Here is a 24,708-nt window from a genome sequence, read left to right on the forward strand (position 1 = left end):
CTATCCCGTGCCACGCGTGTCGCCACTCGAAGCGATCCGCCTGCATTCATCGGAGGAGTCACTTCATGCGCACCGAACGCAACTACGTGAACGGCCGTTTCGTCGCCCCGGAAAGCGACACGTTCATCGTCGTCCACAATCCCGCCACCGAAGCGCCGTTCGCGCGCGTGCCGGCCGCGACACCCGCCGACGCGCTCGCCGCCGTCGACGCCGCGGCCGCCGCGCAGAAGGCGTGGCGCACGCTGCCGAGCGCCGAACGCGCCGCGTACCTGCACCGCTTCGCCGACGCACTGACCGCACGCGCGCCCGAGATCGGCGCGGCGCTCGCGCAGGAATCCGGCAAGAGCGTCGAGGATGCGTCGAACGAAGCCGTCTACGCGGGCCAGATCACGCGCTACCACGCCGAGTGGGCGCGCCGGATCGAGGGCGAGATCATCCCGAGCGACACGCCCGACGAGAACCTGTTCCTGCAGCGCGAGCCGATCGGCGTCGTCGCGTGCCTGATCCCGTTCAACTACCCGGTCTACACGCTGCTGCGCAAGGTCGCGCCCGCGCTGATCGCCGGCAACACCGTGGTCGTGCGGCCGAGCAACCACACGCCGGTGTCCGCGTTCGAGATCGCGAAAGCCGCCGACGATGCGGGCTTCCCGCCGGGCGTCGTCAACATCCTGACGATGGATCACGCGACGGCCGAAGCGCTGTGCACGCATCCGGCCGTCGGCATGATCACGCTGACCGGCAGCGTGAACGCGGGCCGCAAGGTGCTCGACTACTGCAAGGCGAACATCGCGAAGCCGTCGCTCGAACTCGGCGGCAAGACGCCCGCGATCATCGAGCCCGACGCCGACCTCGAACGCGCCGCCGCCGCACTCGTCGCATCGAAGACGACCCATTGCGGCCAGCTCTGCACGGCGATCGAGCGCGTGTACGTGCACGACAGCGTGCACGACCGCTTCGTCGCGCTGCTGAAGGAGAAGATGGCGGCCGTGCGCATCGGCGACCGTGCGGAAGACGCGTCGCGGATGGGCCCGCTCGTCAGCGCATCGGCGCGCGCGCACATCCACGGGATGGTCGAACGCGCGATCGCAGCCGGCGCGACGCTCGAAACCGGCGGTGCGATTCCGGCCGGCCCCGGCTTCTTCTACCCGGCCACGCTGCTCACCGGCGTGCGGCAGGACATGGAGATCGTGCAGGAGGAAACCTTCGGCCCGATCATGCCCGTGCTGCGCTACACGACGATCGACGAAGCGATCGGGTTCGCGAACGACCACCAGTTCGGCCTGTCGTCGGTGCTCTACACCGAGCGCTACCGCACCGCGATGACCGTCGCGAACGCGATCGAAGCCGGCGAGCTGTACGTGAACCGCACGCCGGCCGATCCGTACCAGGGCTTCCACGCCGGCTGGAAGCGCTCGGGCCTCGGCGGCGACGACGGCAAGCACGGCATGCTCGAATTCACGCAGACGCGCCTCGTCGTCATGAAGTACTGACGTCGCCACGCCAAACGCACCGTTGCCGGCGCGCGCCCCCAGACACCACGTCGCGCGCGCCGCCCCTGACCCAACCAGAACATAAAAAATCTGCAGGCCTCCGCCTTAAGGACGCCTGATGGAGGAAGACATCATGCCGACCCAACCGTCGACACCCGCTGCGTCGCTCGCGTTGCAGGACCAAGCGCTCGACGCCCACGCGTCGCAGCATTCCCGCGCGCAACGCTACCTGCAACTGCTGCTGCTCGTGATCGCCGCGGGCGCGATCTACCCGATGCTGTATCTGCGGCAGGTGTACCAGCCGACGATGCTGCAGTTCTTCCGTATCGACGACGTCCAGCTCGGCTACCTGTATTCGTCGCTCGGCACGATCTTCCTGATCAGCTATTTGCCGAGCGGCTGGCTGGCCGACCGCCTGTCGCCGCGCTGGCTGATCTGCTTCTCGCTGCTCGCCACCGGCACGCTCGGGCTCGTCTACGCGACCGGGCCGTCGTTCGACCTGCTGGTGCTGATCTTCGGCGGCTGGGGGCTGACCACCGGCCTCACGTTCTGGGCGGCCGTGATCAAGCGCGTGAACATGATCGCGGGCCCCGACGAACAGGGCCGCTTCTTCGGCCTGCTCGACGGCGGCCGCGGCCTCGTCGAGGCACTGCTCGCCACGATCGCGATCACGCTGTTCGCGTACGTCACGCAGGCACGCGGCGGCACCGACGCTGCCGGCTTCAAGCTCGTCGTTCACCTGTACGCGTTCTTCTGCATCGCGCTCGGCGTGTTGCTCGCGCTGGTGAAGGATCCGTCGAACACGCGCGACCGTGCCGCGGCCGCGAAGCGCCCCCGGGGCAACGTGCTGACCGACCTGAAGACGCTCGCGGCGATCCCCGAACTGTGGCTCGTCGCCGCGATCGTGTTCTGCGGCTACCAGGTGTTCTGGGCAACCTACAGCTTCTCGGCGTACCTGCACGAAGGCAACTTCGGGCTCAGCGCGACGGCGGCCGGCTTCATCACGACGCTCAAGCTGTGGATGCGCCCCATCGGCGGCATCGGCGGCGGCTTCCTCGGCGACCGCGTATCGAAGGTGTCCGTGCTGTTCTGGGCGCTGGTGCTCGCCGCGCTGTCGCTCGTCGGGCTGATCGCCGCACCGGCACACAGCCCGCAGGCGATGCTCGTCGTGCTCGTGCTGTTCATCGGCATCCTCACCTACGCGATCCGCGGCCTGTACTGGTCGCTGCTCGACGACTGCAAGGTGCCGACGCATTGCGCGGGCCTCGCGATCGGCCTGATCTCGGTGCTCGGCTATTCGCCCGACGTGTTCGTGCCGCTGATCAACGGCTACGTGACGCAGACCTACCCGGGCGCGCACGGCTACCAGCTCTATTTCGGCTATATCGCGACCATCGCGCTCTGCGGCGCGGGCGCCGCCGCATTCCTCAAGTACCGCCTCAATCGCATCCAGGAGTCCGCATGAAGATCGTTTCGCTCGAAACCCATATCGTCGCCGTGCCGCCGCCGCATGTCGGCGGGATGTACTGGATCTTCGTGAAGCTGAAGACGGACGACGGCATCGAAGGCGTCGGCGAGATCTATTCGGCGACGTTCGGCCCGAAGGCGATGGCCCCGATCATCGACGACGTGTTCGAACGCCATCTGCTCAACCGCGATCCGCACCACGTCGAACGGCTGTTCCGCCAGGCTTACTCGAGCGGCTTCACGCAGCGGCCCGATCTCACGATGATGGGCGTCGTCAGCGGCCTCGAGATGGCATGTTGGGACATCATCGGCAAGGCCGCCGGCAAGCCCGTGTACGAACTGCTCGGCGGGAAAATCCACGAGCGGCTGCGCTCGTACACGTACCTGTACCCGAAGAACGCGAAGGGCGAATACGACTACGACGATCCCGATCTCGCCGCCGAATGCGCGGCGGAGAACGTGAAGCTCGGCTTCACGGCCGTCAAGTTCGACCCGGCCGGCCCGTACACGGCTTACTCGGGCCATCAACTGTCGCTGGAAGTACTCGATCGCTGCGAACTGTTCTGCCGCCGCGTGCGCGAAGCCGTCGGCAGCAAGGCCGATCTGCTGTTCGGCACGCACGGGCAGATGGTGCCGTCGTCGGCGATCCGGCTCGCGAAGCGGCTCGAGAAATACGACCCGCTGTGGTTCGAGGAGCCGGTCCCTCCCGGCCAGGAAGAAGCGATCGCGCAAGTCGCGAAGCACACGTCGATTCCGATCGCGACCGGCGAGCGCCTGACGACCAAGTACGAATTCCACAAGCTGCTGCAGGCGGGCGGCGCGTCGATCCTGCAATTGAACGTCGCGCGCGTGGGCGGCCTGCTCGAGGCGAAGAAAATCGCGACGCTCGCCGAAGTGCACTACGCGCAGATCGCGCCGCACCTGTACAACGGCCCGGTGGGCGCGGCCGCGAGCATCCAGCTCGCGACCTGCACGCCGAACTTCCTGATCCAGGAAAGCATCATGACGTGGGGCGGTTTCCACGCGGAAGTCGTGAAGACGCCGATCCGCTGGGAAGACGGCTACATCATCCCGTCGAGCGAACCGGGCCTCGGCATCGAGCTCGACATGGACGTCGTGAAGCGCCACATGCCGTACACCGGCGAACGGCTTCACCTGCAGATGGGCGAGCACCCGGTCGACGTGAAGGATCTCGCGCCCGCGAAGGGCTGAGCGCAAAGGACACACATGAGCTACGACTACATCATCGTCGGCGCGGGCTCGGCCGGCTGCATCCTCGCGAACCGCCTGAGCGAATCGGGCCGGCACTCGGTGCTGCTGCTCGAAGCGGGCGAGCGCGACGCGTCGTTCTGGTTCAAGGTGCCGGTCGGCTTCACGAAGACCTACTACAACCGCCGCTACAACTGGATGTACTACAGCGAGCCCGAGGCACAGCTCGCCGACCGCAAGCTGTACTGCCCGCGCGGCAAGGTGGTCGGCGGATCGGGCTCGATCAACGCGATGGTCTACGTGCGCGGCCAGCGCAGCGACTACGACGACTGGGCGAACGCCGGCAACCCGGGCTGGGCGTACGACGACGTGCTGCCGTACTTCCGCAAGCTCGAAACCCACGCGGCCGGCGCGACCGATCCACAGCATCATGGCGCGACCGGGCCGATCCACATCACGTCGATGAAGGCCGACGTGCATCCGATCGTCCACGAATTCCTGAAGGGCTGCGGGCAACTGAACCTGCCGCGCACCGACGATTTCAACGGCGCGCGGTTCGAAGGCGCGGGCATCTACGACCTGAACACGAAAAACGGCGAGCGCTGCTCCAGCAGCTTCGCGTACCTGCGCCCCGCGCTGGGCCGCGCGAACCTCACGCTGCGCTCGGGCGTGCTCGTGCGGCGCGTGACGTTCGACGGCACGCGCGCGACCGGCGTGGTCGTCGCGGGCGAACACGGCGACGAGACGCTCGTCGCCGCGCGCGAGGTGATCCTCGCGGCCGGCGCGGTCGATACGCCGAAGCTGCTGCAACTGTCGGGCGTCGGCGATCCGTCGCTGCTCGCGCGCCGGCGCGTGCCGCTCGTGCATGCACTGCCGGCCGTCGGCCGCAACCTGCAGGACCACCTGTGCGTGAGCTTCTACTTCAAGGCGAACCGGCCGACGCTGAACGACGAGATGGGCACGCTCATCGGCAAGATGAAGATCGGCTTGCGCTACCTGCTGACGAAGCGCGGCCCGCTCGCGATGAGCGTGAACCAGGCGGGCGGCTTCTTCCGCGGCACGGACGATACGCCGGAGCCGAACCTCCAGCTCTACTTCAACCCGTTGTCGTACCGGATCCCGAAGAGCGATCGCGCGAGCATCAAGCCCGAGCCTTATTCGGGTTTCCTGATCGCGTTCAACCCGTGCCGGCCGACGAGCCGCGGCACGATCGAGATCGCGTCGAACCGCGCGGAAGATGCCGCGAAGATCCACATCAACGCGCTCACCACGCAGAAGGATCTCGACGAGGCCGTGCAGGGCAGCAAGGTGATCCGTGCGCTGATGCGCGCACCGGCGCTGAAGTCGATGACCGTCGAGGAAATCTCGCCGGGGCCGCAGGTCGATTCCGACGAAGCGATGCTGCAGTACTTCCGCGAGCAGTCGGGTTCGATCTATCACCTGTGCGGCTCGTGCGCGATGGGGCCGGACGCGGCGACGTCGGTGGTCGATGCATCGCTGCGCGTGCACGGGCTGCAGGCGCTGCGGATCGTCGATGCGTCGGTGTTCCCGAACATCACGTCGGGCAACATCAACGCGCCGACGATGATGGTCGCGGAGAAAGGCGCGGACCTGATCCTGGCCGACGCGCAACGCACGGAAACCGCCGGCGCGCCGGCGCACACCCGCGAAACCGTCCCGCACTGACGCGCCGCCCCCTGCCTCGTCCGCTCGGGACAACGCCCGCCGGCACACGGGAAAACACTGCCATGAACAGGCCGCGCGGCCCGTGTGCACAGGCGCGAAACGTGCATTCGGTTTTGACGAAAGTCCCCGAGAAACGGGTGGCTCGCGTGCGATGTGACGCGCGTTCGGCAAACGCGTAGCCTGACGCGACGCGAAGCGATCCAGGGCAACGCACGCGCCGGCCTGCCGGCGATGTGCCCCGGGGGGGGGGAACCGCAGGCCCGATGGGGGAGACGCGCCGTGAAACGCATGCCATTTCGCTGCATCCGTGCCATCACGTATGCAAGCGTGCTGCTCTTTCAGGCCCAGGCGCAGGCGCAGTCGCTGGACGCCCAGTCGACCCAGGAGAACATTTCCGCACTGCGCCACGAAGTCGATCGTCATCTGCAGGAACTGAGCGCGCTCAAGCGCCAACTGGCCGACGAAGAAGCCCATCTGTCGCGCCTGAGCCGGGCGCTGGACGACCGCGAACTCGCGGCCCGGCGCGGTGCGGGCCCCGGTGAGGCCGGCGGCTCCGGCGACGCGGCGCCGCCGGCCGATACCGGCGCCCCGGGCGGCGCACCCGGCACGGCAGGCAACGTGCCATCCGCGGCCGGATCCGCCGCGCCACCAAGCCAGCCGATCGGCCAGGCGCCGGTGGCGGAAACCGCACCGCCGCCCGTCGCGCCGATCTTCGATCAGCCCGGCGTGCTGACGCCGAAGCACAAGTTCGTCGTCGAGCCGTCGTTCCAGTTCAACTATTCGTCGTCGAACCGCGTCGCACTCGTCGGCTACACGATCATCCCCGCGCTGCTGATCGGCCTGGTCGACGTGCGCGAAGTCAAGACGACCACACTGACCGGCGCGGTCGCGGTGCGCTACGGGATCACCAACCGGATGGAAGTCGAAGTCCGCGTCCCCTACGTGTACTCGACGAACGACACGATCAGCCGCGAGATCTTCACCGGTTCCGCCCAGGACAACGCATTCAACAGCCACGGCAAAGGACTCGGCGACGTCGAAATGACGCTGCGCTACCAGTTCAATACCGGCGGCCCCGACAAGTTCTATTACATCGGCTGGCTGCGCTTCAAGACCGCCACCGGCAAGAGCCCGTTCGACGTCGTCACCGACTGCGTCACGCGCTGCGTCGGCAATGCCACCGGCACCGGCCTGCCGCTCGAGCAGCCGACGGGCTCGGGCTTCTACGCGATCCAGCCGGGCCTCACCTGGCTCTTTCCGTCCGACCCGGTGGTGTTCTTCGGCAACCTGAGCTATCTGCACAGCTTCAGCCGCGACAATCTCAGCCTCACGATTCGCGACGGGCAGAAGGATTTCATCGGAAAATTGCAACCCGGCGACATCTGGGGTTTCAACATCGGCATGGGCCTCGCGCTGAACGAGAAAGCGTCGGTGAGCCTCGGCTACGACCAGAGCATCGTGCTGCCCACGAAACAGAACGGCCAGACGATTCCAAGCTCGGTGCGCGTGATCCTCGGTTCACTGCTCCTCGGTTACTCGTACCGTCTGTCGCCGAAGACCACGCTGAATCTTTCGATCGGCGCGGGCCTCACGCGCGACACGCCGGACGTGGTCATGACGCTGCGCGTGCCGATTGCATTCTGATCGCCGACATGCACCGACGGCGGGCCGCACGCCGGCCCCCGCGTGCCATGACCCGCTCCTCCGCCGATCATCAAGCGCTCGCCGAACCTCATCGTCCCGGCAACGCGCCGAGCAGCGCATGGTTCAGCGTCGACATCACGTTCAGGTTCTTGAACGTCGCCAGTGTGTTGACGGTCGTGTTGATCGTCGTCAGCGCCTGGATTTGCTGGTTGCTCAACGTGTTCTGGATCACCGCGCCGGTCAGCGCCGGCAGCGCGGCGGGCTGCGCGGCGTTGCCCGCGCCCACCTGGATCAACGCGCCCGCGTTCGCGGCCGCCAGCGCCTGCGCCTGTTGCGCGGTGATATGACTGATGTCCGGGATGTTGAAGCTGGTCGTCGTCACCAGCGTGCCGTTCACGAACGCGACACGCGACACGCCGAACGAAATCTTCAGGCCGCTGGGCATATCGAAGCCGCCGCGCATCGCATCGAGGCGCGCGTCGCCGAGCGCGATCGCACCGGTTGCCGCCCAGTTTCGTTGTTGCGCGCCGCCCGACTCCGGTTCCGGGGCCGGTGGCCCGGCCGCGCACTCCGCCATCGCGAGCGGCCCGGCACGCAGGATCGGCATGCCCCCGGCCCCCGACTCGGCAGGCGCCGTATCGACGCCCGCGTTCGCGGCGGCTGCCGACACGACGCTGCTCGCCTGCGCGACAGGCTCGACCGTCGCGGTCGGCGCGCCGTCCTGCACCGCCGCCGCACTCACGCACGTCGCCCCGCCGCACACCATCGCGGCGATGCCGGCGATCTTCCTGGTCTCGGATCTCATGACGATCCTCAAAAGTCGCTCGGGCCGTGCTTCGGCATCACGACGTTGTACAGGCCGTCGCGGGCAATGCCGGTGTAGAGCGGCGCGCTCGGCGCAACGCGCCAGTCCCGCGGATCGTTGAACACCGCCCGCTCGGGCCGGTTGTGGATCACGAAAATCACATGGTCTTCCCACTTCTGCTCGAAACTCGCCAGCGACATCGGCCGCGTGCCGGTGGCCGGATCGCCGACGAGCACACGCCCGTCACGCAGCCCCTTCACGACCACGAAATGGTGATAGCCGTGTTCGGTGATCAACACGATCGCCGGCGTGTGCGTCTTCGCAAGCGTCTGCAACGGCAACTCGAAGCCATCCGCGACGAAGCCGTGCGCGTCCAGAAAACGCCGGATGTCGAGCAGCGAGAAGCCCTGCTGGCGGATCTTCTCCTGATTGCCGTTCTCCCACATCTGGGCGAAGGCGGTCTGCTCGGTCATCGGATAGTCATACTGATAAGTCAGCAGCGTCGCGACAGCGGCCGACCCGCAGCTGAAATCGAACTGCTGCTTGACGGTGCGCTTGAACCGCGCTTCCTTGAGACTCGTGACGTGCATCGCATAACCGGCGCCCGCCGGATCGACGATCGTCATCTCGTCCGCCGATGCAGCCGTGCCGGATAGCGCGTACGCGAGCGCCACGATGCACGCGGCGGCAACCTGTCTCATCGCTCAATTCCCGAAGCGCACGTTGAGCACCGTCGCGTTCTGGATCAGCACGTTCGCGCCGGTATTCTGGATGACCGTCGGCAGGCCGCTCGCATTGGCGAACGAGCCGTCGGTGATCGCATTCGAGCCGGTCGACACCCGGTTCGCGACGTTGTCGGCCACCGTGCCGGTCAGATAGTTCTGGCCGATCAGCGCATCGCCGCCCCGATGCTCGTCGAGCTGGTCGGGCGTCATCGCGACGCCGAAGCTGGCCGCTGGCGCGGCCGCGGCGCCCGTCGCGGAGGGTGTCGCCGCCGCCGGGGGTGAGACGGTCGCGGCCGGATCAGCCTGATCCGTGCGTGCGGCGGATGGGGAAGGGGCAGCGCCCGGCGCAACGCCGGCGGCGGACTCCACCGCGACAGTTCGCGCCTCATCGGCCATGGCATGGGCCGTCAGGCCCGGCAGCAGCGCTGCGGGCAATATCACCTGCGAAAGTGCCGTTCGGATTCGCATGGCTGTCTCCTTGGTCCCTGCGCGAACCGGCACGAACCGGGCGCACGGGGAGCCGAATCCGCGTGACCGTCGATCGACGGAAATCGGCCCGGCCTGCGCCGACGAGAGCGAGACGGCCATTCGGCCATCCCGCCCTTGCCGGCGCGCCAGTCCCTTGGCGATGGAACGCGAGCCGCGGGAACGCCTGCGCCCGCGTCGACGCATCCGGCTCGCCGGGACCAGCCGGCCGTTCTAACGTCCGACCGACAGGTTCGCCTGCACAGTCACGGCCTGCTGAACGAGCGACGCCATGCCGCTGTTCTGGTTGGCGACCATGATGCCCGCCGCGGTCTGGCCAACGCTCGCCATTGCGTTGGACATGTTGAATGTCCCCGCGTTGACCGTATTGGCCCCGCCTGCGCCACCCGCGCCGCCGACCGCGCCGTTACCGACGCCGCCGTTGCCCGCGCCGCCTGCGCCGCCGGCTCCGCCCATCGCGCCCACCGCGCCGCTACCCGCGGTCGCGCTGCCGTTGCTGGCCGTCGTCGTCGCGCCGCCGTTCGCCGCGCCGCCGCCCGTGCCCGCGCCGCCGGCTCCGCCGTTGCCCGCCGCGGCCGTCGCCGCGCCGCCGGTGCCGCCCGCGGCCGCACCACTGCCGCCGGTACCCGAGCCCGATCCGCCCGAAGCCGTCGACGTGCCTGCCGACCCTGCGCCGCCCGTGCCGCTACCCGAACCGCTGCCGGTGCCCGTGCCCGTACCGGTGCCGCTGCCGGCCGATGCCGACGCGCTTCCGCTGCCATGATTCTTGGCCCATGCGGAACCGGCATCGGCCGTGCCGGTGCCGCCGCCCCAGCCGGTGCCGGCGCCCGTGCCGGAGCCGCCTACGCCGACCGAAGCCGCGATGGCGCCGCCGCCCTTGCCGGAGCCATAGCCGCCGCTCGCCGTGGCCTTGCCGCCGGCCCCGCCGCTGGCGTCGGGCGAACCGCCGGTTCCGCCGCCACCGCCGTTGCCGGTGCCGGCCGTCGCGCTGCCGTTGCTGGCGTTGCCTGCCGTGGCGCTGCCGTTATGCGCGCTGCCGCCTTTCCCGCCGCCGCCGCCCGCACCGCCGCCGCCGCCGTTACCGCCCGCGCCGCCGTAGCCGTAGCCATTGCCGCCCTTGCCACCGCTTCCGCCGGCCGCGCTGCCCGAATTGGTCGCGTTGTTGCCAATGCCCCAGACCTGGACATTGCTCACGTACCCGTCGAGTTTGCTGATCGCGACGATCTTGGTGCTGTTGTAGGAATCCTGATAGACGCTCGCGCCAGGCGAGACTTCATTTGCATTGGACCCGGTGGTGCTGGTCTGGCTTGAGCTGACCGAATTGCTGAGCGTGTTCGATCCGTCATCCGCTTTCTGGCTGCACGTCGAACTGGCATTGCTGCTGCATGGATTCGCCATCGCGTAGCCGCTGCATCCCAGGGCGAGAAGCGCAGCGGACGCCAATAAAGTCTTACGCATGAAATCCTCCTGAAGTAACGAGGAACGGCTTGGCCGACCGCACCAATCCGGACGACATCACGCATCAGCGATGCCACGCCGCCAGGCGGCCCGAATACAAACAGACCGTGGGATTTTTCACGCGACATGGCCAGCCCCGCGCGACTTCGGCACGCCACGCGTGTTTCAACGCTGAAACGTGCGGAGCCGCACGATACCGCGGCGTCCGCGATGCGCAGATGCCTTTCCCGTTTGCATTCAAGGGCTTGCCGATCAGGCCGGCGCGGGCACGGCAAATGCGCGATGTTTCATTTTTGAGATTGCCGTTGGGGCCGCATTCGGGTTGGCCTGTCGTGCCGGATATTCGATCTCGATCGCAAACCCTCGCCCCGGCAAGGACGCGCGCGAATTCATTCCGCCGAGGCGTTAAAAACCCCGATAAAGCGCCATTCAGAAATGTTTCGAATGTGATAGGTCGCCTTTTTTCTTCGGCGCCCGTCAGCGGGTAGCGCCGGCACGCGCGGATCGGGTGATCGATTGGCATGAGGATTCCGGCCGGCGGACGCGAAGGAATGGCGATGCACGTCCCGCTGCGGTGCAGCGCACGGAACCCAACGGCCTGGGCGAACTGCGTCGCGTCGTCAGACGCAGTGGCATCGCCGCGATTACCGGACGCGACATCGAGCGCGCGCCGTACGATGCGCACCTGCCCGACACGCTGGCTCGCCTCATGACCGACGCCGGGCGTCGGCTGCCGTCCATCGCAACGGCGTACCGTCGCATCCGCTCGCTTGCGTGCTCGGCACGAAGTAGCGGCCGCGGGTCGGCAGGCCGCTTCACGTTTCACAGGGACGTCCCGGTCGCAAGCGCATGCGCGTCCGGCCGAATTACCTCATACACGGCGTGCAGCCACCACGCAACCGTCTGCGGAAATGAAGCGTCTCGGTCGATGAACGGCACGTCGACCCATCCGCCCGTCGCCTTGCCCATCGCTTCCCGCCCGTCGTCGATTGTTGCCGGTCGAACAACATGATGTGTGCGCTCGCGGTGCTTCCGCCTTTCATCCCCCTGACTACAATCCTTCTCACGCCCGGTTGAAAGGCGAGCGAAGCGAAACGCGCGAAATTCGTGGTCGTGCTCGTGAACCGCACCCTGCAGTGCGACTTACCCCACTTGATGAATAGGACTATTGATGATGAGCGAAACCACCCGCAATGTTCAGCCGGTTATCTCCGACCTCGGCAAGCCAGGTTCCGGCGAACTCGTGCCGTCCCGCTACGCCGTCCGCGTGGGTGACGTCGACGTCGTGCTGATCAGCGACGGCATTCTGCCGCTGCCGACCTCCACCATGTCCACCAACGTGAGCGAAGCGGACCGCAATGCCTGGTTCGACGGCCGTTTCCTGCAACGCGACATGTTCGACTGGGCGCTGAACATCGCGCTCGTGCGCAGCGGCGAACGCCTGATCCTGATCGACTCCGGCGTGGGCGACGGCTTCGAGTACTTCACGCGCGCCGGGAAGTCGGTGATGCGTCTGGAATCGGCCGGCATCGATTTGTCCGCGCTCACCGATATCGTGATTACCCATATGCACATGGATCACGTCGGCGGGCTGAACGTCGACGGCGTCAAGGCCAAGCTGCGGCCGGACGTGCGCATTCACGTATCGGCCGCGGAAGTGGCGTTCTGGAAAAATCCGGACTTCAGCAAGACGGTGATGCCCGAAACGGTGCCGCCGGCCCTGCGCAAGGCAGCCGAGAAGTTCGTGACGCTCTACGGCGAAAACATCGTCCAGTTCGACCAGACCGTGGAAGTCGCCGCAGGCGTGTCGGCGCGCGTGACGGGCGGGCACACGCCCGGGCACTGCGTCGTGGACATCGCATCGAACGGCGAGAAGCTGACGTTCGCGGGCGATGCGATCTTCGAAGTCAACTTCGATCATCCCGAGTGGCAAAACGGCTTCGAGCACGATCCTGAAACGGCTGCCGCCGTGCGTATCGCGCTGTTCAATGAAGCCGCCGAGACCGGCGCGCTGCTGGCCGCCGCGCACGTCGCGTTTCCGTCCATCGGTCATATCGCCAGGAACGGCGACGGATTCCGGTTCGTGCCGGTTCTGTGGGATTACTGATTACTGGTCAAGGATCGGCGCTCGACGATCACGACGCAACCGCCGCGTGTCCACGAGACTCGCGGCGGCTTTTCGTGGACGATCACGTGTCGTCGCCGTGGCGCCGAAAAAAACACGCTGCCCGTCGCGGCGTGCCGTTCTTCATGCTCCCGTCAATTCACGCTCGTGCGCTTCTCCACGAACCGCCGGACATAATCATCCGCCGGCCGCGACAGGATGTCGTCCGGCGTCCCGACCTGCACGAGCGTGCCGTCGCGCAAAATCGCGATCCGGTCGCCGATGCGCAGCGCTTCGTCCAGATCGTGCGTGATGAACACGATCGTCTTCGCAAGCGTCGCCTGCAGCTCGAGCAGCTGATCCTGCATCTCGGTACGAATCAGCGGATCGAGCGCGGAAAACGCCTCGTCCATCAGCAGCACGTCGGTATCGGCCGCCAGCGCGCGCGCGAGCCCGACACGCTGCCGCATCCCGCCCGACAGCTCGTCCGGGTAATGATCGCCATAGCCGTCGAGCCCGACCTTCGTCAGCCAGTTGCGCGCGGCCTCGGCCGCATCGTGCCGCTTCTCGCCGCGCGTGCGCAGCGCATACGCGGCGTTGTCGAGCACGGTCTGGTGCGGCAGCAGCCCGAAGTTCTGGAACACCATGCTGACCTTGAAGCGGCGCAGCTCGCGCAGCCCGTGTGCGTCGAGCTTGATCACGTCGCGGCCGTCGATCACGATCTCGCCGGCCGTCGGCTCGATCAGCCGGTTGAAGTGCCGCACGAGCGTCGATTTCCCCGAGCCCGACAGCCCCATGATCACGAAGATCTCGCCCGACTCGATGCCGAGGCTCACGTCGTTGAGCCCGACGTTGCAGCCCGTTTCGGCCAGCACGTCGGCCTTGCGCTTGCCCGCGCGCAGCAGGTCGAGCACGCGCGCATGCGCGGCCTGCGGCCCGAACAGCTTGTACACGTGTTTGACGTCGATGGTCGCCATGTCTGTCTCCGTTCCTATGCCCGCGACGACTGCGTCGCCTGATTCGAATCGACGCCCGCCGACTGCGCCTTGCGCGGCAGCCGGTACGGCACGCGCGACGCACCCTTCTGCCGGCGCTGCCGCGCGAGCCGCCGCCGGGCGCGGCGCTCCTGGCCGAAGCCCTGGCTGATCCGGTCGATCACGATCGCGAGAATCACGATCGCGAGGCCGGCCTGCGTGCCCTTGCCGACGTCGAGCGTCTGGATGCCCGCGAGCACGTCCTCGCCAAGCCCGCGCGAGCCGATCATCGACGCGATCACGACCATCGACAGCGCCATCATCGTCGTCTGGTTGATGCCGGCCATGATGCTCGGCCGGGCGAGCGGCAACTGCACGTTGACGAGCAGTTGCCAGCGCGTCGTGCCGAATGCGCGCGCGGCTTCCGTCACGTCCGGATCGACCTGGCGGATGCCGAGATCGGTCAGGCGGATCAGCGGCGGCAGCGCATAGATGATCGTCGCGAGGATCGCGGGCACCTTGCCGAGGCCGAACAGCATCAGCACCGGGATCAGGTACACGAAGCTCGGCAGCGTCTGCATCACGTCGAGCACCGGCAGCAGCATCCGCCGCAGCCACGCGCTGCGCGACGCGAGGATGCCGACCGGCACGCCGATCGCGACCGACAGCACCGTCGCGACGAGCATCAGCGCGAGCGTCTGCATCAGCTTGTCCCACAGGCCGAAGCAGCCGATCGCGTAAAGCAGCAGCATGAAGAGCGCGCCGAGGCCGATGCGGCGCGTCGCGTTCCACGCGATCGCGCCGACCACCAGCAGCACGAGCCACGGCGGCGCCACGCGCAGCGCGCCTTCGAGCGGCACGAGCAGGTAGCGCAGCACCAGCACGCTGAAGTGATGGAAGCCGTCGCCGTATTGCGCGACGAACGTCTCGAGCGCGCTGTTCACCCAGTCGGCGATCGACAGGTGCGGAAAGAAGCCGTTCATTTGATTCTCCGTCGCGCCGCGAAGGCGCGTGACGGCGGCGGCGGGCGCGGGCCCGCCGCCGCGCGCAGGTTACGCGCCCTTCAGGCTGCCGGCGATCTTCTGCGCGACGTCGGCCGGCACCCACTGCTTCCACATGTCCTGGCGGGTCTTCAGGAACTGCGTGGCCATCGCCGCGCCGTCGATCTTCTTCGTGGTCATCTCGAGGATCGTCTGGTTCAGGAAGTCCATCGGGAAACGCACCTTGCCGAACACGCCGACGAGATCGGGGTTCGCCTCGGCGAACGGCTTCGACACGCCGACCGTCAGCCGCGACACCATGTACGACGACGCGCACTGGTGCGTGCTGCTCTCGTCGCGCAACGTCTTCCAGCAGGCTTCGTTATAGGCCGGCATCTTCAGCGCGGTGAACTTGTATTTCGCCATCAGCGCGGCCGGGCCCCAGTAATAGAACACGATCGGCGCGCCGCGCTGGTACGCGGACGCGATCGCCGCGTCGAGCGCAGCACCCGTGCCCGGGTGGAAGTTCGTGTACGACTGGTCGAGCTTCAGCACGCGCAAGAGGCGCGTGTTCACGCGCTCGCAGTCCCAGCCCGTCGGGCAGTTCAGGAAGCGGCCCTTGTCCGGCTCCTCCTCGTCGGCGAACACCTGCTTGTACTTCGGCAGATCGTCGACCGACACGAGCCCCGGCGCGACCGGCTTGATGTTGCGCGCCGGATCGCCCTTCACCACGTAGTCGGGCACGAACCAGCCTTCCGTCGTGCCGCCCGGCAGCGTGTCGCCGATCAGCTTCACGGCGCCCGACGAGACGGCCTTCGCGGTGATCTCGCTGCGGCCCGTCCACTGCTCGGCCCAGATCTGCAGGTCGTTGCGCGCGAGCGCCGTTTCGGTGGCGGCCGTGCTGCCCGGCACGACGTCCGTCTTGCAGCCATAGCCCTTCTCCATGATCTGCCGCAGCACCTCGGTCGCGAACGACCCGCTTTCCCACGTGATGCCCGCGAAATGGACCGTCTTGCCGTCGGTGCACGCGCCGCCGGCCGCATGGGCGGCAGGCGCGGACAGGATCGCCGCGGCGGCGAGAAGGACCGTTTTCAGTCGTCGAATCTGCATGGTGGGTCGTCTCCAAATCGAATCTGTTGTTTGTGCGTCGCGGCGTGCGCGGCGACCGGCGAAGCGTGAACGCATCCACGTCCGGTCAGCCTGCATGTTTCAGCCGCCAATTTGTTTAGGGAAACGAGTAATTCCGATCATTGCAATCGGCGGCGTCAATCGATCTTCCGGCACCCCTGCCAGGCCCGCCGGACGGGCCTCTCGGCCGATTCTCCGAGCCCGTGAAAGGCCCGGCGCGGGCCGCGCCGCCCCCGCGTTCGGCCGTTGCGCGGCCGGCGTTGCAGCGCGGCACGCCGCGCCCCGTTTCGACTGTCGAAACGGGCGGTCGCGACCCCATTGGCGAACCCGATCCCATCCATCGAAATTACTCGCTTTCGGTTCCGTGCCGGCTTGGGAAGAATGCGCGGTGTCATCGGAGGAGACACGACCCGACGCTGCCGGTTGCCGCGCCGCCGCGCGTTGCGCGACCCGGCGCCGCGCGCGCTGCATCGGGTCGCCCCGGATGACGGGGCGCGCCACGCCGGGCGCGCTCACGACAACCGATACCAGCTGGATATCCCGGAGATCTCTCAATGAAAAAGACCCTGACGGCGCTCGCCGTAACGGCAACCTTCGCGGCCCCCGTGTTCGCGCAAAGCAGCGTCACGCTGTACGGCGTGATCGACGAAGGCCTGAACTACACGAACAACGTCGGCACCGGCCACGTCTACGAGATGGCGAGCGGCTACGCGCAGGGCAGCCGCTGGGGCCTGAAGGGCAGCGAGGATCTCGGCGGCGGCATGAAGGCGATCTTCCAGCTCGAGAACGGCTTCGACGTGAACAGCGGCCGGCTCAACCAGGGCGGCCGCATGTTCGGCCGCCAGGCGTACGTCGGCCTGAGCCAGGCGCAGTACGGCACGCTGACGTTCGGCCGCCAGTACGACTCCGTCGTCGACTATCTCGCGCCGACCACGGCCAACGGCAACTGGGGCGGCTACCTGCTCGCGCACCCGTTCGACAACGACAACACCGACAACTCGTTCCGCCTCGACAACACGGTGAAGTACGCGAGCCCGAACTTCGGCGGCTTCCAGTTCGGCGGCGCATACAGCTTCAGCAACAGCACGAGCTTCTCGGACAACCGCGCGTACAGCTTCGGCGCGCAGTACCAGAACAACGGCCTGCTGATCGGCGCCGCGTACCTGCAGGCGAACCATCCGGGCAACGGCTCGGCCGGCGCGATCACCGCGAACGACGCGAGCTACATCGCCGAGCGCATGCGCGTGTTCGGCGCGGGCATCAACTACACGTTCGGCCCGGCGACGGTCGGCTTCGCGTACACGAACTCGAACTACAAGAACCCGACCGGCAACGGCTACCTCGGCACGCCGGGCGCGATCATCGCCCCGGGCGCGACGGTCAGCGCGATCAAGTACCAGAACTTCGAGGTGAACGGTTCGTACCAGGTCACGCCGGCGTTCATGGTCGGCGCGCAGTACGTGCTGTCGCTCGAGAAGTACGACGCGTCGACCGGCAACGCGAAGCCGAAGATCCACTCGGCCGGGCTGATGGCCGACTACAACCTGTCGAAGCGCACTGACGTGTACGTGCAGGCCGCGTACCAGCACATCGCCGGCGACAAGACGAACTCGATCCTCGACAACGCGTTCATCCCCGGTACCGACGCGCCGTCGTCGACGTCGAACCAGGTGGCCGTGCGCGTCGCGCTGCGCCACAAGTTCTGATGTAACCCGGTTCTCCGTTCTTCACGCGACACCCGCGCGGGTCTGCCCGAGGTGTCTTTGCCCGCCCGCAAGCGCCAGCCTGCCGGCGGGTTTTTTCGTGGTTCGTCGCAACGCGCGACCGGCCGATGTCGCCGGCATTGGTAGAAAGCGTGCGCTTGTCCCGTCAACCGTGACAGGTCAACGAACGACCATACGCCGATACACTGTGTGCTTCCGCGACGGCCGCCATCCCCACGATCCCCGATGCCGGCCGCCTTCCTTGCGCACGGCCCGCCGCTGTCCGCCCGCACCGCGCGCTTGCCGCCCATCCCCGAAGGAGTGTCACTTGAAGCACTGGCGCCGCGCGCTGTTCACCTTCGCCGCCGGCCTCCTGGCCGCCGCGACTTCCGATGCCCGCCCGATCTGCACCGTCGTCGCCGATGCCGCCACCGGCCGGATGCTCGTGCAGCAAGGCGACTGCGCGACCCGCGTGACGCCGGCGTCGACGTTCAAGGTCGCCATCAGCCTGATGGGCTTCGATGCGGGTGTGTTGAAAGACGCACACTCCCCGACGCTCGACTTCCACGCCGGCTACCCCGACTGGGGCGGCGCACCGTGGCGCGCGCCGACCGATCCGGCGCGCTGGATGAAGCTGTCGATCTTCTGGTACTCGCAGCAGGTCACGCAGGCGCTCGGGCAGGCGCGCTTCCAGCAGTACACGACCGCCTTCGGCTACGGCAACGAAGACGCGACCAGTCCAGCGGGCGAACTGAACGGCGTGATGGGCGCATGGGTCAACGCGTCGCTGCGCATCTCGCCGCTCGAGCAGGTCGCCTTCATGCGCAAGATCGCGAACCGGACGCTGCCTGTCAGCGCACACGCGTTCGACATGACCGAGCGCATCACGCTGATCGATACGCAGCCCGGCGGCTGGATCGTGCATGGCAAGACGGGCACCGGGTCGCCGGGGCGCAAGTACGATGCGTCGCACGCGTACGGCTGGTTCGTCGGCTGGGCGGCCAAGGGGCCGCGCAAGGTCGCGTTCGCGTACCTGATCCAGGACGACGAGCGGCAGACGCCGAACGCCGGTCTGCGCGCACGCGATACGTTCCTGGCAACATTGCCGGCCCTCGCCGAACCGGGCAGGCCGCAATGAGCACCGGCCCGCGCAACGCGCGGATCGACCTGCTGCGCGGCGTGTCGATCATGCTCGTCCTGCTGCACCACTTCAACATCCCCTACTCGCTGCGCGACACGTCGCTCTCACGCGTATTCGGTTGGGATGCCGTGCATGCGATCGCGCGCAACGGCAACTACGGCGTGACGATGTTCTTCGTGATCTCCGGCTATCTGATCACGTCGAATGCGCGCCGCCGCTGGGGTAGCCTCGGCGCGGTCGACGTGCGTGCGTTCTACGTGTCGCGTCTCGCGCGCATCGTCCCGTGCCTGCTCCTGCTGCTCGCGCTCGTCAACGGTCTCGCGGCGGCCGGCGTGCCGATCTTCCAGAACCATGCGCCGGAGGGCATCGCCGTGTCGTTCTGGCTCGTGAACCTCGCGTCGCTGACGTTCTGGATGAACGTGCTGATCGGCGCATACGGGTGGGTCAACTACGCGCTCGGTGTGCTGTGGTCGCTGTCGGTCGAAGAGGTGTTCTATCTGTCGTTCCCGCTGCTGTGCATCGCGCTGCGCCGCGATGCACGGCTGGTCGCGTTCTGGGTGGTCATCGCCGCGATCGGACCCGTGTACCGCTTCACGCATGCCGGCGACGAAGGCGGGTTCCTCTATGCGTACTTCGCGTCGTTCGACGGGATCGCGATCGGCTGCTGCACCGCGTTGCTGGCCGAACGCGTGAACGGGCAGCGGCTGGCCGCGCCGTTCGTGCAATGGCCCGTCGCGGCGGCGATGGCCGCGCTCTATCTCGCCTGGCCGATTGCGGAAAGCCATGTCGCCGGCGTCACCGCGATGGCGCTCGGCACGGCCGTGCTGCTGATCGGTGCGCACGTCAGCGGCGAGCGCGTGCACGGCCGCCTGCTCGCGCCGCTGGGCCGCGCCGGCAAGCTGAGCTACGAGCTGTACCTGTTCCACCTGATCGTGCTCGGCGGGCTGCGCACGGTCTGGCCGCCGTCGGCCACGCACGGCGACACGAAGCTGCTGTTGCTGATTGCGTATCTGGTGTTGTCGGCGGCACTGAGCGCGGCGATCGCGCGCGGCTATGCGACACCGCTCGACCGTTTCATCAAGCGCGTCGCGTCGCGGCCTTCAACGCGCGTGCCGGACGGTGCGCGCTTCTAGCGTGTCATCGGCAATGGCTGCCGGCCAGCCGCAAAAAAATCGGCCAGGGCCCGGCCGCATCGCTTGACGATACCGGCTGGCCTGACCGCAAGCCCCGCGTACAGATGGTCGAATTCGCCGATCAGTCGAGATAATCTGCGTATTCCTTGCGCGTATAGCTGGCGAGCGTTTGCCACGGCAACGTCTCGCGCCGCGCGGCCGGCGCCGGTGTCAGCGTCAGCTTGCGCACCACGCGCCCGTCGGCGCTCCGGTATTCGACCGACAGCGGCGCCTGCAGCGTCTCGCTCCACAGGATCCGGTTCACGCCGCGCGCGCCGGGCGTGTCGACCGCCTGTTCGTACCAGCGGGTGCCGGGCGCGTCGCCGCGCTTCGCCGCCGCGAGCCGCTTCAACTGCGACGGCGGCGTGACGTAGTACGCGTTGTCCCACGAGCCGTCGAAGCCCGTGGTTTCGTACTCGGCCGGCGGCACGCTGACGACCGTCCGGTGCGCCGCGTCCACGTACTCGATGCGCGCCGTCTTGCCGTCGTACGTCACATGCCGCGCGGCTGCCTGGAAGTTGAAATGCTTGTGGCCCGCGTGGCCCGCGTGGGCGGCGGCCGGCTGCACGCCGGTGCGACCGCTCGCGTCGTGATCATGGTCGTGATCGTCGCCATGACCGCCGGCCGCCGCGACGGGCAGCACGCGTTCGACCCACACATGCCCGTCGCGCCGCACCATCCGTTCGCGATACATCGTCGTGCGCGTCACGCCATCGGCCGTCACCGTGCGGCTCTCGTGCAGCAGCACGGCGTCGAGATCGGCCGCTGCAAGGGCCGGCAGCGCAACCCACCCGCAAGCGAGCGCGCAGAGAAGCTGACGTTTCATCGGGCGTTCCCGTTCCTCATGAAGTCAACGGATTCAGAAACCGAACGCCGAGCGCACGAGACCGAACACCTTCGTGTTGTCGATCGTGCCCTTGAACGCCTTCGCGTCCGCGCCGTCGGCGAACAGCATCACGTCGCCGCCGCCGTGCGTCTCCGAGCCCGCGCTGCCCATCCGCACGCCGACTTCCTGCAGATACGCTTCGTTCGTCGCGGTGGCCGAATCGACCGACGCGCGCACGTTCGGCCGGTTTGCGCCGTTGCCGAACACGAGCGTCGTGTAGGTGTTGCCGTCGGCGTCCTTGCTCGGCTGGCCGTCGCGATAGTTGCGGCTGATGTCGAGAATCGGGTTGCCGCGCTTCGAATAGCCGTTGATCGTCATCGTGTGGTCGTGGTCGGCCGTCACGACGATCAGCGTGTTCGACAGGTCGACCTTCGACAGCGCGACGCGGATCGCTTCGTCGAACGCCGCCGTGTCCTCCAGCGCGCGCTTCGCGTTGGTGCCGTGCAGCGCGTGATCGATCCGGCCGCCCTCGACCATCAGGAAATAGCCGTTCGAATTCTTAGACAGCACGTCGATCGCCTTCGACGTCATCTCGGCGAGGCTCGGCTGCGTCGGCCCTTCGCCCTTGCCCGCGACACGGTCGAGTTCGTACTCGAGATGGCTCGTCGAACTGAAGAGACCGACCAGCTTGCCGTTGCCGGCCTGCGCGAGCTGATCGCGGGTCGCGACGACCGTGTAGCCCTTCGCCTTCATCTCGCCCAGCAGGTTGCGCCCGTCCGCGCGGCCGCGCTTGTTCGCCACCGGATCGAACGGCGTCCAGTGGTTGCGGCCGCCGCCCATCAGCACGTCGACGCCGTCGCCGAGCGCCGCGTTGTAGCCCGCGCCGCCCGGCGCCGCCTGCGCGGCGATGTCGTACTGCGCATCGCGATGGCAGATGTGCGAATAGGTCGCGGCGGGCGTCGCGTGCGTGAGTTCGGTCGTCGTGATCGCACCCACCGCCTTGCCGCGCGCCTTCGCGAGCTCCAGCAGCGTCGCGACCGGCTGGCCGTTGCCCGGCGCGCAGTTGTTGACCGTCTTGTTGCCGTTGGCGTCGCTGCCCGGCGCGACCGCGCGCGTGTCGGACGACATCGACAGCACTTCGTTGTTCATCTTCACGCCGGTCATGTACGCGGCCATCGACGGTGCGCTGTCGGTCGTCTGCGCGTCGTTCGAGAAGGTCTTGACACGCGCGGTGCGGGCCAGCTTCTCCATCGTCAGTTGTCCCGACTCACCGACCTTGTAGATCCGGCTCGCCGTCACGGTCGTCGGCCCCATGCCGTCGCCGAGAAAGAAAATCACGTTCTTCGCCTGGCCGGCGGCCTGCGCCGCGCCGCACGCGAAACCCGCGACGGCCAGCGCCGCCGCGATGCACTTGATGGTCGACATCCTGTATTCCCCTGTACCCGTATGGTCGGCGCTCACAGCTGCACCGCGTTGCGCACCAGCTCGAACACCTTGTTGTTCTCGATCACGCCGTGGAACGCATCCGCGCCGCGGCCGATCGCACCGAGGAACACATCGGTGCCGCCGTGCGTCTCGTTGCCCTTGTCCATGCGCACGACCGCCTCCTGGCGATAGTCGTCGGCGCCCGTCACCGCGTCGGTGAGCGTGGTGCCCGCTCGGCTGCCCTGCACGCGGTTCTCGCCGTTGCCGAAGCCGATGATCGTGTACGGCGCGCCGTCCGCATCCTTCGCGACCGCGCCGGTCTGGTAGCTGCGCAGCACGCCGAGCACGCCGGGCTTGCCCGCCTCGGTCTTGCCGGTGCGCGCCGCATAGCCGTTCAGCACCAGCGTGTGGTCGTGGTCGGCCGTGACGACGATCAGCGTGTTCTTCAGGTCGGGATCGGTCTTGCGCACCTTGTCGATCGTGGCCTTGATCGCGTTGTCGAACGCGACCGTATCCTGCAGCGCGCGCTTCGCATTGGTGTCGTGCAGCGCGTGGTCGATCCGGCCGCCTTCGACCATCAGGAAATAGCCGTTCGGGTTCTTCTGCAGCACGTCGAGCGCGCGCGTCGCCATGTCGGCGAGGCTCGGCTCCTTCGTCGCGCCGCGATCGAGGTCGTAGCTCAGGTGGCTCGACGCGAACAGGCCGACCAGCTTGCCGCCCTTCGTCGCATCCGCGGCCAGCAGGTCGTCGCGGTTTTGCGCGACCGCATAGCCCTTCGCCTTCAGCTCGTTGACCAGGTTGCGCCCGTCGGTACGCTTGCCGCCGCCGTCCTTCGGCACGAAGAATTGCGTGCCGCCGCCGAGCACGACGTCGACGCCGTCGCCCAGCGCGCCGTTGTAGCCCGCGCCGCCCGGCACGAGCTGCGCGGCGATGTCGTTCTCGGCGTCGCGATGGCACACGTGCGCATACGTTGCCGCCGGCGTGGCATGCGTGACGCGCGTGGTCGTCACGACACCGGTGGCCAGCCCCTGCGCCTTCGCGATCTCGAGCAGCGTCGTCGCCGATTTGCCGTTGTTCGCACCGCAGTTGCCGGTGAGGCTCGCGGTCGGCTCGATCGCCTTCGTGTCGGGCGACATCGAGATCACTTCGTTGTTGGTCTTGACGCCGGTCATGTACGCCGACATCGAGGGCGCGCTGTCCGTCACCTGCGCATCGTTGGAATAGGTCTTCACGAACGCGGTTTCGGGCAGCGTATCGATCGTGAGCGCGCCGTCTTCACCGACCGCGTAGATGCGTGCGGCCGTCAACGTCGTGATCCCCATGCCGTCGCCGAGGAAGAAGATCACGTTGCGCGCCGCCGCCTGCACGGGCGCGGGCGACGTGCTGCCGGTCGGGCCGTCGTCGCTGCCGCATCCGGCCAGTGCAAAGGCGCCCGCGCACAGCAGCGCCGCCAGTTTGATTCGATTCATGTTGCCGGTTCCCCCCGCCATTGATGCTTTCGAAATGAAAGGCGATGGTAGGAACCTGATGTGACGGCAATATGAATGGAAATTGGAAGGATCAGAAGGATTTATGAAAGGCTAGAGCGAGGCGCCACGATCGAGCGCCCCTTGGGAGGCGACGTCATTCCGCGTGTTCGGCGGTGAGGCTGCGCACGGTCACGATGCGCGCAGGCGGTATGTTTGCCCACACGATCCGGCTGCCGCAGGCAACGAATGCCGAATCGCCGAGCGGATGACGGCCGGGCGGCCGCAGGTCGTACGTGAACTGGATCATCACGCCGTCGGCGGACAGCACGCGATGGCACTGGTCGATGATGGCCGTCACGTCCTGACGCGGCAGCGTGCGCAGCGGCAGGCACGACACGATCGCGTCGACGCGTGCATCGGGCGGCAGCAGCCGCTCGAGCTGCCGCGCGTCGCCCGACACGATCGAGATGCCCGGAAAGCGTCGCCGCAGATGCTGGACGAACGCCGGCGAACGCTCGACCACCACGAGCCGCCGCGGCGCGACACCGCGTTCGAGCAACGCCGCGGTGATCGCGCCGGTGCCGCCGCCGAGCTCGACGACCAGCCCGTCGCCGTCCGGCACCGCGTCGGCCATTTCGCGCGCCAGCTGCCGCGAACTCGGGCACAACGCGCCCACCGCGGCCGGACGGCCGACCCACTCGCGCACGAACAGTGCCGAGACACGCCACGCGTTCGGCCACATCATCGGCGGGCCTCCGGCGCTTGCGCGGCCAGCGGCGGCGTGCCGATGACCGCGCGGAACGGGGCTACGGCGAC

Annotated in this window: 21 protein-coding genes; 9 read left to right on the forward strand and 12 right to left on the reverse strand. The window is 67.7% G+C overall.

What is annotated here, in order from left to right; all coding sequences use genetic code 11:
- Positions 1-65: 65 nt before the first annotated feature.
- From aldA to CFB43_RS30845, 5 genes are all read left to right on the forward strand, one after another.
- Positions 66-1,490, forward strand: a complete 1,425-nt coding sequence (gene aldA, locus CFB43_RS30825) for an aldehyde dehydrogenase (protein ID WP_089497861.1) — start codon at positions 66-68, stop codon at positions 1,488-1,490.
- A gap of 133 nt (positions 1,491-1,623) precedes the next feature.
- A complete protein-coding gene (locus CFB43_RS30830; RefSeq protein WP_179254926.1) occupies positions 1,624-2,955 on the forward strand; it encodes an MFS transporter in 1,332 nt (443 codons plus the stop codon).
- The gene (locus CFB43_RS30835) at positions 2,952-4,169 is read left to right on the forward strand and encodes a mandelate racemase/muconate lactonizing enzyme family protein (RefSeq protein WP_089497863.1); all 1,218 of its coding nucleotides are present in this window, start codon (positions 2,952-2,954) and stop codon (positions 4,167-4,169) included. The genes CFB43_RS30830 and CFB43_RS30835 overlap by 4 nt, the downstream gene beginning before the upstream one ends.
- Before the next feature lie 15 nt (positions 4,170-4,184).
- Positions 4,185-5,852 carry a GMC family oxidoreductase gene (locus CFB43_RS30840; protein ID WP_089497864.1) on the forward strand — a complete coding sequence of 556 codons (1,668 nt, stop codon included), beginning with the start codon at positions 4,185-4,187 and terminating at the stop codon, positions 5,850-5,852.
- Between the two features lie 279 nt (positions 5,853-6,131).
- Positions 6,132-7,496 carry an acetate kinase gene (locus tag CFB43_RS30845; protein ID WP_089497865.1) on the forward strand — a complete coding sequence of 455 codons (1,365 nt, stop codon included), beginning with the start codon at positions 6,132-6,134 and terminating at the stop codon, positions 7,494-7,496.
- Positions 7,497-7,584: 88 nt separating this feature from the next.
- Here the strand turns inward: CFB43_RS30845 and CFB43_RS30850 are convergent, their stop codons facing one another.
- The 5 genes from CFB43_RS30850 to CFB43_RS38100 form a co-directional block, all read right to left on the reverse strand.
- Positions 7,585-8,301 carry a hypothetical protein gene (locus tag CFB43_RS30850; RefSeq protein ID WP_089497866.1) on the reverse strand — a complete coding sequence of 239 codons (717 nt, stop codon included), beginning with the start codon at positions 8,299-8,301 and terminating at the stop codon, positions 7,585-7,587.
- An 8-nt stretch (positions 8,302-8,309) separates the two neighbouring features.
- A complete protein-coding gene (locus CFB43_RS30855) occupies positions 8,310-9,002 on the reverse strand; it encodes a C39 family peptidase (RefSeq protein WP_089497867.1) in 693 nt (230 codons plus the stop codon).
- 3 nt (positions 9,003-9,005) lie between these two features.
- Positions 9,006-9,614, reverse strand: a complete 609-nt coding sequence (locus CFB43_RS39015; protein WP_226208163.1) for a hypothetical protein — start codon at positions 9,612-9,614, stop codon at positions 9,006-9,008.
- A gap of 111 nt (positions 9,615-9,725) precedes the next feature.
- Complete coding sequence (locus CFB43_RS38595) at positions 9,726-10,970, reverse strand: hypothetical protein (RefSeq protein WP_179254927.1); 1,245 nt, start codon at positions 10,968-10,970, stop codon at positions 9,726-9,728.
- 64 nt (positions 10,971-11,034) lie between these two features.
- Positions 11,035-11,493, reverse strand: coding sequence for a hypothetical protein (locus CFB43_RS38100; RefSeq protein ID WP_144023136.1), 459 nt, complete (start codon positions 11,491-11,493; stop codon positions 11,035-11,037).
- A 651-nt stretch (positions 11,494-12,144) separates the two neighbouring features.
- Between CFB43_RS38100 and CFB43_RS30880 the strand changes: the two genes are divergently transcribed.
- Positions 12,145-13,077: an MBL fold metallo-hydrolase gene (locus CFB43_RS30880; protein WP_089428486.1), complete on the forward strand. Its 933-nt coding sequence runs from the start codon at positions 12,145-12,147 to the stop codon at positions 13,075-13,077.
- Positions 13,078-13,229: 152 nt separating this feature from the next.
- Here CFB43_RS30880 and CFB43_RS30885 read toward each other — a convergent pair whose 3' ends face one another.
- The 3 genes from CFB43_RS30885 to CFB43_RS30895 all read right to left on the reverse strand — a co-directional run bounded on the left by CFB43_RS30885 (position 13,230) and on the right by CFB43_RS30895 (position 16,138).
- The gene (locus tag CFB43_RS30885) at positions 13,230-14,051 is read right to left on the reverse strand and encodes a quaternary amine ABC transporter ATP-binding protein (protein ID WP_089457455.1); all 822 of its coding nucleotides are present in this window, start codon (positions 14,049-14,051) and stop codon (positions 13,230-13,232) included.
- 14 nt (positions 14,052-14,065) lie between these two features.
- A complete protein-coding gene (locus tag CFB43_RS30890; protein WP_089497871.1) occupies positions 14,066-15,031 on the reverse strand; it encodes an ABC transporter permease in 966 nt (321 codons plus the stop codon).
- A gap of 69 nt (positions 15,032-15,100) precedes the next feature.
- On the reverse strand, positions 15,101-16,138 hold the full coding sequence (locus tag CFB43_RS30895; RefSeq protein WP_089497872.1) for an ABC transporter substrate-binding protein: 1,038 nt from the start codon (positions 16,136-16,138) through the stop codon (positions 15,101-15,103).
- Positions 16,139-16,710: 572 nt separating this feature from the next.
- Here CFB43_RS30895 and CFB43_RS30900 point away from each other — a divergent pair.
- The 3 genes from CFB43_RS30900 to CFB43_RS30910 all read left to right on the forward strand — a co-directional run bounded on the left by CFB43_RS30900 (position 16,711) and on the right by CFB43_RS30910 (position 20,133).
- Entirely contained in the window at positions 16,711-17,862 is a 1,152-nt protein-coding gene (locus tag CFB43_RS30900) for a porin (RefSeq protein WP_089497873.1), read from the forward strand.
- Positions 17,863-18,187: 325 nt separating this feature from the next.
- Positions 18,188-18,997, forward strand: a complete 810-nt coding sequence (gene blaOXA / locus CFB43_RS30905; protein WP_089497874.1) for an OXA-1043 family class D beta-lactamase — start codon at positions 18,188-18,190, stop codon at positions 18,995-18,997.
- Entirely contained in the window at positions 18,994-20,133 is a 1,140-nt protein-coding gene (locus CFB43_RS30910) for an acyltransferase family protein (RefSeq protein ID WP_089497875.1), read from the forward strand. Before blaOXA ends, CFB43_RS30910 begins: the two co-directional genes overlap by 4 nt.
- Before the next feature lie 121 nt (positions 20,134-20,254).
- Here CFB43_RS30910 and CFB43_RS30915 read toward each other — a convergent pair whose 3' ends face one another.
- From CFB43_RS30915 to CFB43_RS30930, 4 genes are all read right to left on the reverse strand, one after another.
- Positions 20,255-20,998 (reverse strand): hypothetical protein, encoded by a 744-nt coding sequence (locus tag CFB43_RS30915; protein ID WP_089497876.1) that lies wholly within the window; start codon positions 20,996-20,998, stop codon positions 20,255-20,257.
- Between the two features lie 33 nt (positions 20,999-21,031).
- Complete coding sequence (locus CFB43_RS30920; RefSeq protein ID WP_089497877.1) at positions 21,032-22,423, reverse strand: alkaline phosphatase; 1,392 nt, start codon at positions 22,421-22,423, stop codon at positions 21,032-21,034.
- Between the two features lie 32 nt (positions 22,424-22,455).
- Positions 22,456-23,892, reverse strand: a complete 1,437-nt coding sequence (locus tag CFB43_RS30925) for an alkaline phosphatase (protein ID WP_089498200.1) — start codon at positions 23,890-23,892, stop codon at positions 22,456-22,458.
- Positions 23,893-24,046: 154 nt separating this feature from the next.
- Positions 24,047-24,637 carry a class I SAM-dependent methyltransferase gene (locus tag CFB43_RS30930; RefSeq protein ID WP_089497878.1) on the reverse strand — a complete coding sequence of 197 codons (591 nt, stop codon included), beginning with the start codon at positions 24,635-24,637 and terminating at the stop codon, positions 24,047-24,049.
- Between the last annotated feature and the right edge of the window lie 71 nt (positions 24,638-24,708).

This window comes from Burkholderia sp. AU15512 (genome assembly GCF_002223325.1).
GTDB lineage: Bacteria > Pseudomonadota > Gammaproteobacteria > Burkholderiales > Burkholderiaceae > Burkholderia.

Bases quoted from the DNA above. Each gene is read 5' to 3' on its own strand.
- aldA (WP_089497861.1), top strand. From the start codon at position 66: ATGCGCACCGAACGCAACTACGTGAACGGCCGTTTCGTCGCCCCGGAA.
- CFB43_RS30830 (WP_179254926.1), top strand. From the start codon at position 1,624: ATGCCGACCCAACCGTCGACACCCGCTGCGTCGCTCGCGTTGCAGGAC.
- CFB43_RS30835 (WP_089497863.1), top strand. From the start codon at position 2,952: ATGAAGATCGTTTCGCTCGAAACCCATATCGTCGCCGTGCCGCCGCCG.
- CFB43_RS30840 (WP_089497864.1), top strand. From the start codon at position 4,185: ATGAGCTACGACTACATCATCGTCGGCGCGGGCTCGGCCGGCTGCATC.
- CFB43_RS30850 (WP_089497866.1), bottom strand. From the start codon at position 8,301: ATGAGATCCGAGACCAGGAAGATCGCCGGCATCGCCGCGATGGTGTGC.
- CFB43_RS30855 (WP_089497867.1), bottom strand. From the start codon at position 9,002: ATGAGACAGGTTGCCGCCGCGTGCATCGTGGCGCTCGCGTACGCGCTA.
- CFB43_RS39015 (WP_226208163.1), bottom strand. From the start codon at position 9,614: ATGGCCGTCTCGCTCTCGTCGGCGCAGGCCGGGCCGATTTCCGTCGAT.
- CFB43_RS38595 (WP_179254927.1), bottom strand. From the start codon at position 10,970: ATGCGTAAGACTTTATTGGCGTCCGCTGCGCTTCTCGCCCTGGGATGC.
- CFB43_RS38100 (WP_144023136.1), bottom strand. From the start codon at position 11,493: ATGCCAATCGATCACCCGATCCGCGCGTGCCGGCGCTACCCGCTGACG.
- CFB43_RS30880 (WP_089428486.1), top strand. From the start codon at position 12,145: ATGAGCGAAACCACCCGCAATGTTCAGCCGGTTATCTCCGACCTCGGC.
- CFB43_RS30885 (WP_089457455.1), bottom strand. From the start codon at position 14,051: ATGGCGACCATCGACGTCAAACACGTGTACAAGCTGTTCGGGCCGCAG.
- CFB43_RS30890 (WP_089497871.1), bottom strand. From the start codon at position 15,031: ATGAACGGCTTCTTTCCGCACCTGTCGATCGCCGACTGGGTGAACAGC.
- CFB43_RS30895 (WP_089497872.1), bottom strand. From the start codon at position 16,138: ATGCAGATTCGACGACTGAAAACGGTCCTTCTCGCCGCCGCGGCGATC.
- CFB43_RS30900 (WP_089497873.1), top strand. From the start codon at position 16,711: ATGAAAAAGACCCTGACGGCGCTCGCCGTAACGGCAACCTTCGCGGCC.
- CFB43_RS30910 (WP_089497875.1), top strand. From the start codon at position 18,994: ATGAGCACCGGCCCGCGCAACGCGCGGATCGACCTGCTGCGCGGCGTG.
- CFB43_RS30915 (WP_089497876.1), bottom strand. From the start codon at position 20,998: ATGAAACGTCAGCTTCTCTGCGCGCTCGCTTGCGGGTGGGTTGCGCTG.
- CFB43_RS30920 (WP_089497877.1), bottom strand. From the start codon at position 22,423: ATGTCGACCATCAAGTGCATCGCGGCGGCGCTGGCCGTCGCGGGTTTC.
- CFB43_RS30925 (WP_089498200.1), bottom strand. From the start codon at position 23,892: ATGAATCGAATCAAACTGGCGGCGCTGCTGTGCGCGGGCGCCTTTGCA.
- CFB43_RS30930 (WP_089497878.1), bottom strand. From the start codon at position 24,637: ATGATGTGGCCGAACGCGTGGCGTGTCTCGGCACTGTTCGTGCGCGAG.